Source organism: Mycobacteroides sp. PCS013, from assembly GCF_049532645.1.
Classification (GTDB): Bacteria; Actinomycetota; Actinomycetes; order Mycobacteriales; family Mycobacteriaceae; genus Mycobacterium; species Mycobacterium gwanakae.
Genome location: NZ_CP150131.1, coordinates 1,227,418 through 1,240,947, shown reverse-complemented (window position 1 = coordinate 1,240,947; position 13,530 = coordinate 1,227,418). Strand labels below are relative to the sequence as shown.

Below are 13,530 nucleotides of genomic sequence, written 5' to 3'. Positions count from 1 at the left end.
GCACGTCAGCCAGATACAGCACCGTCCCGATAACACTGCGTAACGAGTCCGCTCTCCCTGTGGCACAACCATGTTAACGGGTGCGCAGCCGTGAACACTCGAGGCCGGACACTCGTCGGTTCGACCTGCCGCAAACTGTTCGCGCGCGTCAGGCGGCAGCAGCCTTGACGGCCTTGCCCACCTCGGTACGCAGTTCGGCGTACTCGGGAGAACGGCGTAGATCGTCGGGGTCGATGCCGGTTCTGGGCAGGTTCACCGGAATGTCCAGTGCCACTTGCCTCGGGCGGCGTGTCAGCACGACGATGCGCGACCCGAGGAAGGCAGCCTCGTCGGCGCTGTGTGTGACGAACACCGTGGTGCGGCCCGACTCGGCACTGACCTGCCGGACATCTTCCTGGAGACGCTCGCGGGTGAGTGCGTCGAGCGCGGCGAACGGCTCGTCCAAGAGGAAAAGCGGGGTCTCCGCGGCGAGGGCCCGGGCGATGGCCACCCGCTGCTGCTGGCCGCCGCTGATCTCCCAGATGCGCCGACTCGCGGTGCCCTCCAGCCCGACACGGGTGAGCAGTTCGTCCCGGCGCTGCGCCCATCGATCCCGAGGCACCTTTGCGTACTTCAGGGCGAGTTCGACGTTGCCTCCCACGGTGCGCCAGGGGAACAGCCGTGGCTGCTGAAAGACGACTCCGGAGGTGATGCCGGGGGTGGGCGCATCGCCGGCCACCTGTACGGCCCCCTCACTCGGCGATTCGAATCCGGCCAGCAGCCGCAACAGGGTGCTCTTTCCGCAGCCCGAGGCCCCGACCAAGACCAGAAAGGTCCCCGGATCGACGGTCAGGTCCACCGGGCCCAGTGCCGTGGTCCTGTCCGCGCCGCTGCCGTAGCGGTGCGTGACGCCACTGATCTTTATCGATCCGGTTTTGCTTTCCTGGACAGTGCTTTCCACATCATTTGCCAATGACACCGGGTAGGCCTTTCGTGTAGACGGCATTCTCGAATGTCGACAGTGGCGCCGCAGCGGGGATCTGTTTCTGTTCGGCCAGGAACTGTGACGCACTCTGCAGGTCCACGGCGATATGGCCCGGCTTTCCCTGTTCACCAAGCCATTTCGGAGAAGCGACCTCACCGGGAGTCAAGTAGATCCCCTGCTTGAGCTGGCCCGCCACCTCTTGTGGAGTGAGCCCGTTCTCGGCGGCGATGGCCTTGGCCGCCGCACTCGGATCGTCATGAATGAGTCGCAGCGCGCGTGCCTGCTGCTGACGCCACACGTCGACGATCTCCGGGTGCGCGTCGGAGAAGACGTTGGCCACGGCCGCCAGGTCCAGGGTGGGTTTACTCCCCTGGGCCAGCTGCCGGCTAGTGATGAGATCCCTACCGTTCTTGCGCACCTGGTCCACCGTGGGCAACCAGGTGTAGACGGCGTCCACGTCACCGCGGTCGAAGGCGGCCAGCGCGGCTTGTGGCTGCAGATCCACGAGCTGAACATCCTTGGCGGACAGTCCGTTCTGAGCCAATGCCGCCAACAGGCTGTAGTGGGCGGTGGAGGCAAAGGGGGTACCCACGCGCTTGCCCCGCAGGCCCGCGATCGTCGTGACACCGCTGCGATTACTGGCCACCAGGGCCTCGTTGTCACCCGCGACATCGAGAACGAAGGCCACCCGGTACGGGATGTTCAAGGGCGCCGACAATCCCCGCGCGAAGGGACTTGAGCCCAGCGACCCGAAGTCCAGCTCCCTGGCGATGAATGCCGTGTTGACATCGGCACCGGAGTCGAACCGCGTCCACTTGATGTTGTAATCGGGTAAAGCCGTTTCCAGCCAACGGTTTTGCTTGACCACGAGGTCGCCGCTGGGGAAGTTCTGATACCCGATGCGGATGGTCGGTTTACCATCCTGCAGGCCTGAGTGGTCGATGGCGCATCCGGACAGGAGCCCGATCGCCACCATCAGCGCCGCCGCGATTCGGCCCGCTCTCATACCTTTCCCCTCCACGGCACCGCCCGGCGCTCCACAGCCCGCAGCGCCGCGTCGATGATCAGTCCCGAGATCCCGATCGAAAAGATTCCGACGAGTACCACCGGCGTGTTGTTGTAGTTGCTCGCGTCTTTCACCAGACCGCCGATTCCGGGTATGCCGTTGAACAATTCGGCGGCGACCACCGAGGAGTACGCCATGCCCACCGCGAGCCGAACTCCGGTGAATGTCTCCGGCAGCGCCGCGGGGATGACAACGTCACGGGTCACCTGCCAGCGGGTGGCGCCCAGGGCGCGGGCGGCCTCCACCAGCCCGACCGGTGCGGCCACCACGGCGGCGGTGGTGGCGACCGCGGCCGGTGGCAGCGCCGCCAACGCGAGCAGCGTGATCTTGGGGGCCTCGTCGATGCCCAGCCAAATGACCAACAGGAAGAAGTACGCCAACGGCGGCAGCGTGCGCAGGAACGTCAGCCACGGCTCGAGCACGCTGCGCACCCAGCCGACCGATCCCATGACCAGGCCCAGCAGCACGCCACCGGTAACGCCGATGATGACACCGAAAAGCAAGCGGCGCAGCGTCATATACAGATGTTCGGCCAGCAGGTAGCCACCGTATCCATGCACGCCGTCATGGTTGGTGGACACCTCGATGAACGCGTGCCACACGCTGCTCGGATACGGCACGAAGGTCTGGTTCCAAATGCCGCTCACCGCGGCCAGCTGCCAGATGCCGACGAACACGACCACCGAGAGCAGCGGCAGGGCGGCGCTGGTCAACCGGCGGCGCCACTGCGACGGGCGCGGGGCTGCTTCCTTCGATTCGGCGGGCGACTCTTCGGGGGGAACGATGTCGACGAATACAGACACTATGCGAATGGCTTTCTGTGGCTAGGCGCGATGGGACGGCGTCAGACAACAGCAGCTATCAGCAGAGGGTGTCGAAGGCACCCGGTATTGATACCGGCGCAAACCCGGACACTCAAGGGTCCGGCTCAGCGCGAACGAAACCCGCGACGGGGCGGTGGTCCGAGATCGTCGTCGGCCTCGTGCTCCCACAAACCGATAACCGGGGCCGAGCCCTTGGGCAACTCCCCCAGCAGCTCGCGGGTGTTCTCGCCATTGACGAGATATCCCGGGCTGTAGTGCTCGTTTTCGTCCCCCCGCCGCTGGTTCGTGTGCGACGGATACGCACCCATCATCGGCATCATCGCACCCCATGGCCGGATCGCAGCCCCCGCACCGATGCCGCCGGTACTCGCCGGCGCTGCTCCCGCACCGAGCGGCGGTATCCGGTCCGGGGTAAGCGGCTGACGACTCGCGGGTGTCGCCGGTTCGAACCCGGCGCTGCGGGTTGGGTTCTCATGCCAGAGCGGATCACGCATCCAGTTCTGCTGCGCGTAGACATCGTCTTCACCGAGCTCGTCCACCCCCGATCCGGATTTCTGCCTGGACCCGAAATCATTGCCCGGAAAGGGATTACCCGGCATTCCCGCCACCATGAGGGGTACCTGCAACGGCATACCGGCACCGCCCTGAGGCATCGTCTGCTGCGGGTCCGTCTCCGGCTCCCCCAACGCCCACCGCGCCAGGAAGTCCCCGGCCCTCTCGGCCTGTTCGTCCCGCGACGAGTCGCCTGCCGCTCCCAGACCGGGGCCGGATCCGAAACGGAGTCGTTCCCGGGGGCCGACCAGTTGGGCCACCGCATTTCCGGCCTGTACCGCTGGACCGCTGTACACGGTGCGCACCTGCTCCAACGCTCGTTCCCACAGATCGAGGTCATCGGTGACCGAGGCTCTCCAACCGACCGGCACGCCCAGCCGACCCACTGGTGCGCCGGTACTCGGGGCCACGACCTGCCGCTGTAATTGACCCGTCGCGTGAGCCAGCACGCCCAGACCGGTGGACAGGGTGGTGGCCTCTCCGAGTGCCACCCGCGAGTTCTCCACGTACGCCCGCATGGTGCTCAGCGCCTCCCGCGCCCCTGCGCCGCTCCAGCTCTCGCCGATCATCGCCGTGACGTCCTCGAGAAATGCGGTGAGCAGCGAATCGAGCTTGCTCAGAGTGCTCGTCCATTCGCCGGCGATGCGCTTGATACCGTCGGGCTCCATCCGCGCCTGCAGGTCCATGATCGATTCGTGGCTCCATTTGTCGCCGTGCCATTCATCGGGCCGCACTGCGCCGGTCATCTCACCGCCCCGCTTTCCGGGAGCAATCGGCAGAGTTCGTGTCAATATCGCGGTAGGCGTCGCCGATGCGCCGGAATGTTTCGGCGAACTCGGTAAGTACGGATCGATGCTGTTCGAGAACGGCGGTGAGCGATCCCTCGGGTGCCCGGACGGCGTCATGAACCACCTGGTACCACCCCCGGCCCTCCGCACAGTCGCCGAAGATCGTATGGCCTGCGGGTGCGATGGTATCCAGGCGCGCGATGGCGCCCGCAAAAGCGCTCCGTAGCAGCTCGCAGCGCGCGGCCAGCTCCTCACAGGCGCCATCTGCCAGTCGCAGCGTCGCAAGATCGATGTATGTGTCTTTGTCGGTGGTGACGGACATGACTGCTCCTACCTGAGACGAAACGGGTTCGATACAGGTACGACCACCGACGACCGCTCACGGTTCCGCCGATTTCAGGCTGTGGATAACTTCCGGGACGCGGTGTTATCCGCTCGGGACGCCAAACGCGTGCGAGCTAACTGTCCTTGGAATCCTTGGAATCCTTGGAATCACCGGCCTCGGGGCCCGGATCGCCGCCGCCCTCGATCTCCCCCGGGGAGAAGTCCTCGGGCAGAAGCGCTTCCAGCGCGGCGCCCTTGATCCGGCGGAAGGCTCTGCGGGGACGGCTCTGTTCCAGCACCGCCACCTCAAGTCCGCCCAGCGCCCGGCCCTCCGAACCGTTGGCGCCGGCCGTCCCTGCCTGCAGTGCCTTCACCGCGAAACCGACCGCGTCCTTCAGCGTGGCGCCCTCGGCGTAGCTCTCCTTGAGCGAGTTGATCACCGGCTCGGTGTTACCGCCCATGACCACCCAATGCGGCTCATCGGCAATCGAGCCGTCGTAGGTGATCCGGTACAGCACCGGCTGGGTGTCCCGGCCGTTATGAGCCACCTCACCGACACACAGCTCCACCTCATACGGTTTGGCCTGCTCGTTGAAGATGGTGCCAAGCGCCTCGGCGTAGATATTGGCCAGCTGCCGTCCACTCACGTCGCGGCGGTCGTAGGCATAGCCGCGCATATCGGCCCACTGAATACCACCGCGGCGCAGTCGGTCGAACTCGTTGAATTTACCGACGGCGGCGAAACCCACCCGGTCGTACACCTCGCTGACCTTCTGCAGCGAGTTGGACGGGTTCTCGGCGACAAATAAAACGCCGTCTGCATAGGTGAGCGCCACGACCGAACGACCGCGGCTGATTCCCTTGCGCGCCAACTCCGAACGGTCGCGCATGAGCTGCTCGACCGAGGCGTAATACGGAAAGGTCATGAGGGATCACCACTTTCGGCCGCTTCGGTCCGCTTCTGGATGACCTCGCGCGCGATGCTTTCGATATCGGCCTCGGGCACCCGGATCGCTCCGCCGGAATCGATCCGAATGGCCGTCGGGAACACCCGGCGCACCAGATCCGGTCCGCCCGTTGCCGAATCGTCCTCGGCGGCGTCGTACAGCGCCTCTACCGCCACCGCCAGCGCACCCAGTGCGTCGCCGCCAGACTTGTAGAGCTTCTTGATCGATGATTTGGCGAACACCGAACCAGAACCTACCGCCTGGTATCCGTCTCTCTCGACGTGCCAACCGCCCGCAACATCGAAAGACACTATGCGCCCAGCGGTTTCACCGTTGGGGTCGTCGATGTCGTAGCCCACCAGCAGCGGCACCGCCACCAGCCCCTGCATGGCCGCGGCGAGGTTGCCACGTACCAAGGCCGAGAGCCGATTGGCCTTACCGTTGAAGGTCAGGGGCACGCCTTCGAGCTTCTCGTAGTGCTCCAATTCGACGGCGTACAACCGCGCGAACTCGACGGCGATCGCAGCGGTTCCCGCGATACCGGTCGCCGAGTAGTTGTCGGTGATCTGCACCTTGTCGATATCGCGGTTCGCGATGTAGTTGCCCTGGGTGGCGCGCCGGTCACCGGCGATCAGGACTCCACCGCGGTACGTGAGCGCCACGATGGTCGTGCCGTGCGGCAGGTTCGTGATCACGTCACCTGATGCCTTTCCGAGTGCCGGAAGCAACTCCGGGGCCTGAATCCTCAGGTACTCGGAGAACGAGGAAAGGTGCGAGTGTCGGGTGAACTGCTGGGGCGCGATCGAATCATCGCGCCAGATCACTGGCCACCCTTTTGGACGTACGCCCGCACGAAGTCCTCGGCGTTCTCTTCCAGCACGTCATCGATCTCGTCGAGCAGATCGTCGGTGTCCTCCGCCAGCTTTTCGCGGCGCTCCTGCCCGGCCGGTCCTCCCAGGTCGGTGACATCGTCCTCGTCACCGCCACCACCGCGCTTGGTTTGCTCCTGCGCCATCGCTGCCTCCTGACTGCTAGGTCGGTTCTGTTCAGCCTACCGGGCAGCGCCCAGGGTGTGACGTTTCACGGGCGTGCGTCGCCGAACCCGTTACGTCGTGAGCTGATCGACCAGTTCAGCAGCCGAATCGACCGAATCCAGCAGCGAGCCCACGTGGCTCTTGCTGCCGCGCAGCGGCTCCAGCGTTGGAATCCTGACAAGCGAATCCCCACCCAGGTCGAAGATCACCGAGTCCCAGCTGGCGGCGGCAATGTCGGCGCCGAAGCGGCGCAGGCACTCACCCCGGAAGTAGGCGCGGGTATCCGACGGGGGCCGCGTGACCGCGTCCAGCACCTGCTGCTCGGTGACCATCCGCTGCATGGACCCGCGGGCCACCAGCCGGTTGTAGAGCCCCTTGTCCAGGCGCACATCGGAGTACTGCAGGTCGACCAGATGCAGACGCGGTGCCGACCAGCTCAGATTCTCGCGTTGCCGGAATCCTTCCAGCAGCCGCAGCTTGGCGGGCCAGTCCAGCAGGTCGGCGCATTCCATCGGATCGCGCTCCAGCAGATCGAGAACCTTGGCCCACACCTGCAGCACGTGGTCGGCCTGCGGATCGGGGTCGCGGGATGCGACCAACTCGGCCACCCGTTCCAAGTAAATACGTTGCAGCGCAAGGCCTGTCAGCTCTCGTCCGTCCGCAAGCGCCACGGTGGCCCGCAGCGACGGATCACGACTGATCACGTGCACCGCATACACCGGCCGCGCCAGGGCCAGGTCCGAGAGATCGGCCCCGGATTCGATCAGGTCGAGTACCAGCGAGGTGGTACCCACCTTCAGGAACGTCGAGGTCTCGGCAAGGTTGGCGTCGCCGATGATGACGTGCAGGCGCCGGTACTTGTCGGCGTCGGCATGCGGCTCATCGCGGGTGTTGATGATGCCGCGCTTGAGCGTGGTTTCCAGACCGACCTCTACTTCGATGTAGTCGGCACGCTGCGACAACTGAAAGCCCGAGTCGTCGCCGGAGGGCCCGATTCCCACCCGGCCGGAACCCGTGACCACCTGGCGCGACACGAAGAACGGCGTCAGGCCCGCGATGATCGCCGAGAACGGCGTCTGGCGGTCCATCAGGTAGTTCTCGTGGGTGCCGTAGGAGGCACCCTTACCGTCGATGTTGTTCTTGTACAGCTGCAGCCGCGCGGCGCCGGGCACGCTGGCGACGTGGCGGGCGGCGGCCTCCATCACGCGTTCACCGGCCTTGTCCCAGATCACCGCGTCGAGCGGATTGGTGCATTCGGGCGCCGAATATTCCGGGTGGGCGTGATCGACGTACAGGCGGGCACCGTTGGTGAGGATCATGTTGGCCGCCCCTACCTCGTCGGCATCGACGATAGGAGCCGGACCGGTGGTGCGCCCCAGGTCGAACCCACGGGCATCACGCAGCGGCGACTCCACCTCGTAATCCCAGCGGGTGCGCTTGGCGCGCTGGATCCCCGAGGCCGCGGCGTACGCCAGCACTGCCTGCGTGGAGGTGAGGATCGGGTTGGCGGCGGGGTCCGTAGGAGACGAAATGCCGTATTCAACCTCGGTACCGATGATCCGTTGCATGACGCTCAGCCTAGAGAGTTGGGGCTGAACACCACGCCGGGGACTGTTCAGACTGCTCTGCGCGCCGCGGAATCCGCATTAGCGTCGGATTCATGAGCCACCCCGAGAAGATCCATGTCGACCTCAGCGGAGCACCGCAGACCATGCTGGCGACGTTCTACGCCAAGGCATTGGATGCCGATCTGCCGAAGCCGATCCTCGGCGACCGGCTGGCCCGTGACATCGCCGACCGCATCGACTACGACTGGTCCAAGACGACCATCACCGCGGGTAGGTCACCGGCCGTCACCACCCGTTCCGCACATTTCGACGGCTGGGCGCGCGCCTTTCTGTCCCGGCACGCCGAGGCCGTGGTGCTGCATCTGGGCTGCGGTCTCGACGGCCGGTTTTTCCGGCTGAACCCCGGTGCGGGAGTCCAGTGGTACGACATCGATTACCCCGACGTGGCCGCGCTGCGCAGCCAGCTCTATCCGACACGCGATAACTATCACGTCGTGTCCGCATCAGTGACCGATCCGGCATGGCTCGCGCACATTCGGGGCGACCTCCCGGTGCTCGCGATCGGAGAGGGGCTCACCATGTATCTCACGCAGGCCGACGGCATCGCCCTGTTTCGCCGGATTGTCGATCACTTTCCCTACGGGGAACTGCAATTCGATGCGTTCAACAGGTTCGGCATCAAGACGCAGTGGTCGAACGCGGTGGTGCGACGCTCGGGGGCGACCCTGTATTGGGGCATCGACGGTCCCGACGACATTATTCGCGAGATCCCCAAGCTGCAGCTCCTCGAGTGGGAGTCACCCTTCGATTCGGCGACCTTCCAACAGACCAGGACCGCGTATCGGCTTCTCGCCAAGGCGATGTCGGTATCGCCGATGCTGCGGTACATGGCGCAGTATCACCGCTACGCATTCTGAGAAGTGGGGGTTGACCGCGGCAGTCCTTGCCGTTTCGGGGCCGGCAATCGGGGGGACGGATCGCCGCGGCCAACCAGTCTATGACGCCGGTCTACTCAACTGCGGCGCCGCGCTTTCGCCGATCTCGTCGACCTCCAGCAGCCGCCGCGCGACGATCGCCATTTCTCGTGGGTCGCCGACGGTGAGCCGGACACCGCCATCGGGATACTCCTTCGCGACAACATCATCGGTTCCCAGGATGGACATCCAGCGCTCGCCGTCACAGCGCGCCGGCAGATACACGAAATTGGCATGCGACTCCGGGATATGCGCACCCATCTGAGCGAGCCGTTCCCTGAGCTGATCACGCTCGTAGACAATAGAATCGACCCGCAGTCGCAGCTCATCTTCGGCCGCATACGAGGCGGCCACCGCCACTGCCGCCGCACGGTTCATACCGAATGGGAGCTGGTATCTGCGAATGACACCACAGACCGCGGGAGCGGCCAATCCATAGCCGATCCGCAGCCCCGCCAACCCGTATGCCTTCGAGAAGGTACGCAGCACCACCAGGTTCGGGTGTATCGCAAGAAGACGCGGAACGTCCAGATGTTCGTCGGGATCCACGAATTCGATGTAGGCCTCGTCGAGGATCACCACACTGGTCGGCGGCGCCGCGCGGACGAACTCATAGACCTGGTCCGCGGGTATCAGTGTTCCGGTCGGGTTATGGGGCCGGCACAGCACCACGGCGGCGGCATCGGCGTCATACGCCGCGCCCAGTAGCTCATCCAGATCTGTGATCCCGTTATCTGCCAGCGGAATCGGAACCTGGATCAACCCGGCGATATCGGCCAGTATCGGATAGCCGTCAAATGTCGGGTGCGCAAACACCAGCGAATCGCCCGGCTGACATAGCGCCTGCAGCACCTGCAGCGCGACGCCGGTGGCGCCGACGCCCACCACCACTTCTTCCGGTGTCATGCCCACCCGTTCGGCGATCAGTCGCGGAAGCACCACGGGCAAGAACTCGGGGTACCTGTTCACCTCCGCAATGTCATGCCTGAGCGCATCGCGCACCGATGGCAGTGGACGATAAGGATTCTCGTTCAATGCCAATCGGAGTGGACTGACCGTCACAGGCCCCTCCCTCCCCACCGCACGGCCGCCGCTGCCGCATAGTCACCGGCGTGGGCGAAACCTGCCAGCATCACCGTGTCGCCGGACTTGACCTGGCCGTCGGAGATCGCCTGATCGAGAGTGTGCGGAATGCCCACCCCGAAGAGGTTGCCGCACTCGTCGAAGGTGTCCGGGTGCTTCTCCCGGGGCAGCTGCAGGGCATCGCGCCAGTTCCGCAGAAATATGCGGTTCGGCTGGTTGGTCACCAACGCGTCCAGATCCGTTGACGGAAGCCCGATTCGATCGCAGACGGCCAGGGCCACCTCGGGCACCATGCGATTGCCACGGGCCAGCACCTTGCTGATCTTGTGCTCGGTGAACGCCACCCTCCCCTGCCCTGCCCCGGCCTCCCAGTACTTGCGATGAGGCGTCACCGCGTACGTCATATCGCCCGCGAACTCGCCGAAGTTCCGCGTCTCGATGCCCAGTACCGGGGAACTCCCATCGCGGGTGATCAGCGCCGCGGTGGCGCCGTCCCCCGGAATGGAAGCCTGTGCGGTGGAGCGCACCTGCTCTTGTACGAAGATCTGGCCGGCCGCATTCTGCATGTTCACGATGAGGGCCGAACGGGCGCTCGACGAGGCCATCATCTGCTGTACGAGCTTGAGCATCAGAACGAACGAGACGCAGCCACCGTTGTGTATGTCCAAGATCCATTCCGGGCGGATCTGCAGCCGGTTCGCCACCTCCCCACCGCAACCCACGAAGGGTAGGTCGGGCAGCTGGGTATGTGTCAGCAGAATGTCCACCTCGTCCAGCACACTGTCGCCGTGCCGATCCTTGAGTCCGGCGACCGCACGTTCGGCCATGTCCACCGCGGACTCGTCGGCGGCGACGTGATGCCGGAAGGCCGGGCTGCGGAACATGACGTTCTCCGCTAGATCGTCATCCTTGGCGTACTGCGCGAAGTAATCGGCGCTGACCCGGTTCTCGGGAAGATAGCTGGAGATGTCGAAGATGCTGATGGTCATTTCATCCACTCCGGAACGATCGGAAGCCCATGGCTGTGGCGATACTCGGCGATGGCCTTGAGGTTCAGCAGTTCCAGCAGGTGACCCGCGCCGAACATGTCCCAGAAGTCCCCGACCCACGGCTTACGTTGGGGCGGAGCGGTTTCTGGATAGGGGTTCTCGTCGTAGAACGGATGGTGGCAGTTGGTCCACAGCACGACCGAGCCCGGCTTGTTAAGCACGATCTGCGCGTCGACCACTCGCATGAGGTAGATCATCCAGAGGTGATCGCCCTGATCCCAGGCACAGTGATAATCGACGGTTCCGGATTCGGCGTTCGATTCCGTGCGGGTGTAGATCAGCGTGTCCGATCCCAAACGGTCATGTGCGACCCACAACCCGGGCTCATCGGTCTCCTCGAAGCCGCGCAGGCTGTAGGTCCACTCCTCCAGGCAACGAGTGTCGGACAGGTAGCGGTGCAACTCGTCGGGCGGGCAGTCCACATACTCCTGGACCGTGCAGAACGGGCCGAACACCTGGTCATGCGGATACACCGACCGCATCATGTCCATGATGATCGGCGTCGCCTTCTCGCGTGGTGAGGTCTCGATCCGATGCACCCCGGGCAATGCGTCCTCGGTGCCGGCATCGGCAGCGATATCGCTAAGCGCGGGCAAGGCTTTCAGGCCAGGCTTGGATGCTTCGGTAATCGTGTCGGTCATGCGTTTTCTCCTTAGCGATATCGGATGACAAGAACGGGGCAAACGGGGGTATCTCGTCGGTGGAACAGATGACCTCCACCACAGAGGGACCGCCGTGGGCCATCGCCGCCTGCATGGCGGCCTCGAAATCGGCCACCGTATCGGCCGAACGGCACATCAGACTCGGGAACATCGCGGCCATCCCGGCCCCGATATGCGAGGGCGTGAACCGGTTGAAGCTGTACTCCCCTCCGTAATACAGCTGCTCACGGGTGACGCACATGGCATGTGCGTTGTTGTTGACAATGACGAATGTCACCGGCAGCCGGTGTTCGATCGCCGTGTGAATCTCCATGCCGTGCATGAAGAATGCCCCGTCCCCCGCGACCACCACGGTGCGGCCGCCCCGCGCGAACGCACAGCCAATGCCCGCACCGAAGGCGTACCCCATGCCGCCCATACCGAGCGCGACAACATAACGGCCGCGGTGCCGGGCGCCTAGGTAATGCACCGCGGCGGCGCCGGTGTTACCCGCATCGACGAAGATATCCGCCTCCGCAGGAATCACCCGGTCGAGAACGTGCATGCCATCGTGGTACCTGACACCGTCGCCGTCATGCGCGGGAGGTTCCAGATGTGTTGGTGCGTAGAGTGTTTCACTGTCCAACGAGTCCGAACGCGCCGGCACAGCCGCGGCGAGCTGGGCCAGGGTCGATGACAGGTCCTCGGTCTGCAGGTGGCGGGACGGGATATGTGGTGTCGCCGAACCGATCGAGAGCACCGGCGTCGTCGCGAAGTCGATACCGCCTCGGGTCATCACGGGCATGGTGGTCCCGATGCAGACACATGTCACACCGTGGCGCAGTACCCTTTCGACGGCCGGGTGTCCCATCACTCCGATGACGCCCAGTAGCCGTGGATCATCGCCGTCTACAGCATCTTTGGCATCGGGCGACACCGCGACAAAGGCATCGAGACGATCGAGGAGATCCGACAGCTCGCCGCGGGCATTGTGCCGTGCCACCTCCGGCCCCGCTACCACCAGCACCCGCCCCGGCGTATCGGCCAGATGCTTGGCGAAGTCGGCAAGCTGCGCGGGCACCGCTCCAGCCCGCACGTGCGGCTCCGGCAACTGTGGTGTGGTGTGCAGGCGCGCCTGCTGGACGTCTTTAGGTATCAAGAGAACCGCCGGCAGACCGTCTCGAAGCGCGGCCAGGGCATGACCGAGCGCCTCGGCGATTTCTTCGGGATTTTCCACTCGGGTGCAGTAGCCGGAAATGGGCCGGAAAACCGCCTGCAGATCCATGCTCCCGGCGCGCCCACTCCCATCCTGAAACGCCCCGTTACCTTCCAGCGGGCGCGGCGGCTGGCCCACGATCGCCAGCACCGGCACCCGGCTCGCATACGATTCAGCAAGCGCAGGAACAAGATTGACAGCGCCTCCGCCCGAGGTCGCGGCCACTACGCTCATCCGCGAGGCGGCACGCGCATAGCCGTCGGCCATGGTGCCGGCCGAGAACTCGTGCTTGGCGACAACGGCCTGGATACCCGGCGCGTAGTGCACGGCATCGTAGAGATCCTCGATGTTCGCACCGTCGACCCCGAAGACGACATCGACATGGTGACGACGCAACTCCAGGACGAGCCAGTCGACCAATCGCATGGTCCCGTTCCCGTTCCCGAGCGCAATATCGCCGGCCATACGGCTCCGGGCACGTATCGGGGTGGTCATGACTA

At 64.9% G+C, this 13,530-nt stretch carries 14 protein-coding genes; 1 reads left to right on the top strand and 13 read right to left on the bottom strand.

The window, feature by feature from the left end; all coding sequences use genetic code 11:
• Nucleotides 1–148: 148 nt before the first annotated feature.
• The 9 genes from RHO23_RS06085 to dop all read right to left on the bottom strand — a co-directional run bounded on the left by RHO23_RS06085 (nt 149) and on the right by dop (nt 8,067).
• Nucleotides 149–985, bottom strand: a complete 837-nt coding sequence (locus RHO23_RS06085) for an ABC transporter ATP-binding protein (protein WP_423488805.1) — start codon at nt 983–985, stop codon at nt 149–151.
• A complete protein-coding gene (locus RHO23_RS06080) occupies nt 942–1,970 on the bottom strand; it encodes an ABC transporter substrate-binding protein (protein ID WP_057964727.1) in 1,029 nt (342 codons plus the stop codon). The genes RHO23_RS06085 and RHO23_RS06080 overlap by 44 nt, the downstream gene beginning before the upstream one ends.
• Nucleotides 1,967–2,833, bottom strand: a complete 867-nt coding sequence (locus RHO23_RS06075; RefSeq protein ID WP_030095617.1) for an ABC transporter permease — start codon at nt 2,831–2,833, stop codon at nt 1,967–1,969. Before RHO23_RS06075 ends, RHO23_RS06080 begins: the two co-directional genes overlap by 4 nt.
• A 125-nt stretch (nt 2,834–2,958) precedes the next feature.
• Nucleotides 2,959–4,152, bottom strand: coding sequence for a hypothetical protein (locus RHO23_RS06070; RefSeq protein ID WP_423488804.1), 1,194 nt, complete (start codon nt 4,150–4,152; stop codon nt 2,959–2,961).
• 1 nt (nt 4,153) lies between these two features.
• Nucleotides 4,154–4,516 carry a hypothetical protein gene (locus RHO23_RS06065; RefSeq protein ID WP_070951063.1) on the bottom strand — a complete coding sequence of 121 codons (363 nt, stop codon included), beginning with the start codon at nt 4,514–4,516 and terminating at the stop codon, nt 4,154–4,156.
• Between the two features lie 136 nt (nt 4,517–4,652).
• On the bottom strand, nt 4,653–5,444 hold the full coding sequence (prcA, locus tag RHO23_RS06060; protein WP_423488803.1) for a proteasome subunit alpha: 792 nt from the start codon (nt 5,442–5,444) through the stop codon (nt 4,653–4,655).
• Complete coding sequence (gene prcB, locus RHO23_RS06055) at nt 5,441–6,289, bottom strand: proteasome subunit beta (protein WP_078321994.1); 849 nt, start codon at nt 6,287–6,289, stop codon at nt 5,441–5,443. The genes prcA and prcB overlap by 4 nt, the downstream gene beginning before the upstream one ends.
• The gene (locus RHO23_RS06050; protein WP_030095612.1) at nt 6,286–6,480 is read right to left on the bottom strand and encodes a ubiquitin-like protein Pup; all 195 of its coding nucleotides are present in this window, start codon (nt 6,478–6,480) and stop codon (nt 6,286–6,288) included. Before RHO23_RS06050 ends, prcB begins: the two co-directional genes overlap by 4 nt.
• 90 nt (nt 6,481–6,570) lie before the next feature.
• Entirely contained in the window at nt 6,571–8,067 is a 1,497-nt protein-coding gene (dop, locus tag RHO23_RS06045; protein ID WP_030095611.1) for a depupylase/deamidase Dop, read from the bottom strand.
• 92 nt (nt 8,068–8,159) lie between these two features.
• Here dop and RHO23_RS06040 point away from each other — a divergent pair, with 92 nt between their 5' ends.
• Nucleotides 8,160–8,984: a class I SAM-dependent methyltransferase gene (locus RHO23_RS06040; protein ID WP_423488802.1), complete on the top strand. Its 825-nt coding sequence runs from the start codon at nt 8,160–8,162 to the stop codon at nt 8,982–8,984.
• A gap of 78 nt (nt 8,985–9,062) precedes the next feature.
• Here RHO23_RS06040 and RHO23_RS06035 read toward each other — a convergent pair whose 3' ends face one another.
• From RHO23_RS06035 to RHO23_RS06020, 4 genes are read right to left on the bottom strand one after another with little or no spacing between them, the layout of a single operon-like run.
• Nucleotides 9,063–10,121, bottom strand: a complete 1,059-nt coding sequence (locus RHO23_RS06035; RefSeq protein ID WP_423488801.1) for an aminotransferase class I/II-fold pyridoxal phosphate-dependent enzyme — start codon at nt 10,119–10,121, stop codon at nt 9,063–9,065.
• Nucleotides 10,100–11,113 (bottom strand): 3-oxoacyl-ACP synthase III family protein, encoded by a 1,014-nt coding sequence (locus tag RHO23_RS06030; protein ID WP_030095608.1) that lies wholly within the window; start codon nt 11,111–11,113, stop codon nt 10,100–10,102. Before RHO23_RS06030 ends, RHO23_RS06035 begins: the two co-directional genes overlap by 22 nt.
• Nucleotides 11,110–11,769, bottom strand: a complete 660-nt coding sequence (locus tag RHO23_RS06025) for a hypothetical protein (RefSeq protein WP_030095607.1) — start codon at nt 11,767–11,769, stop codon at nt 11,110–11,112. The genes RHO23_RS06030 and RHO23_RS06025 overlap by 4 nt, the downstream gene beginning before the upstream one ends.
• Complete coding sequence (locus tag RHO23_RS06020; protein ID WP_423489179.1) at nt 11,756–13,456, bottom strand: thiamine pyrophosphate-binding protein; 1,701 nt, start codon at nt 13,454–13,456, stop codon at nt 11,756–11,758. Before RHO23_RS06020 ends, RHO23_RS06025 begins: the two co-directional genes overlap by 14 nt.
• Nucleotides 13,457–13,530 lie beyond the last annotated feature (74 nt).

Excerpts from the sequence above, each read along its gene's own strand:
- RHO23_RS06085 (WP_423488805.1), bottom strand. The coding sequence starts at position 985 with ATGCCGTCTACACGAAAGGCCTACCCGGTGTCATTGGCAAATGATGTG.
- RHO23_RS06080 (WP_057964727.1), bottom strand. The coding sequence starts at position 1,970 with ATGAGAGCGGGCCGAATCGCGGCGGCGCTGATGGTGGCGATCGGGCTC.
- RHO23_RS06070 (WP_423488804.1), bottom strand. The coding sequence starts at position 4,152 with ATGACCGGCGCAGTGCGGCCCGATGAATGGCACGGCGACAAATGGAGC.
- RHO23_RS06065 (WP_070951063.1), bottom strand. The coding sequence starts at position 4,516 with ATGTCCGTCACCACCGACAAAGACACATACATCGATCTTGCGACGCTG.
- prcA (WP_423488803.1), bottom strand. The coding sequence starts at position 5,444 with ATGACCTTTCCGTATTACGCCTCGGTCGAGCAGCTCATGCGCGACCGT.
- RHO23_RS06050 (WP_030095612.1), bottom strand. The coding sequence starts at position 6,480 with ATGGCGCAGGAGCAAACCAAGCGCGGTGGTGGCGGTGACGAGGACGAT.
- dop (WP_030095611.1), bottom strand. The coding sequence starts at position 8,067 with ATGCAACGGATCATCGGTACCGAGGTTGAATACGGCATTTCGTCTCCT.
- RHO23_RS06040 (WP_423488802.1), top strand. The coding sequence starts at position 8,160 with ATGAGCCACCCCGAGAAGATCCATGTCGACCTCAGCGGAGCACCGCAG.
- RHO23_RS06030 (WP_030095608.1), bottom strand. The coding sequence starts at position 11,113 with ATGACCATCAGCATCTTCGACATCTCCAGCTATCTTCCCGAGAACCGG.
- RHO23_RS06020 (WP_423489179.1), bottom strand. The coding sequence starts at position 13,456 with ATGCGATTGGTCGACTGGCTCGTCCTGGAGTTGCGTCGTCACCATGTC.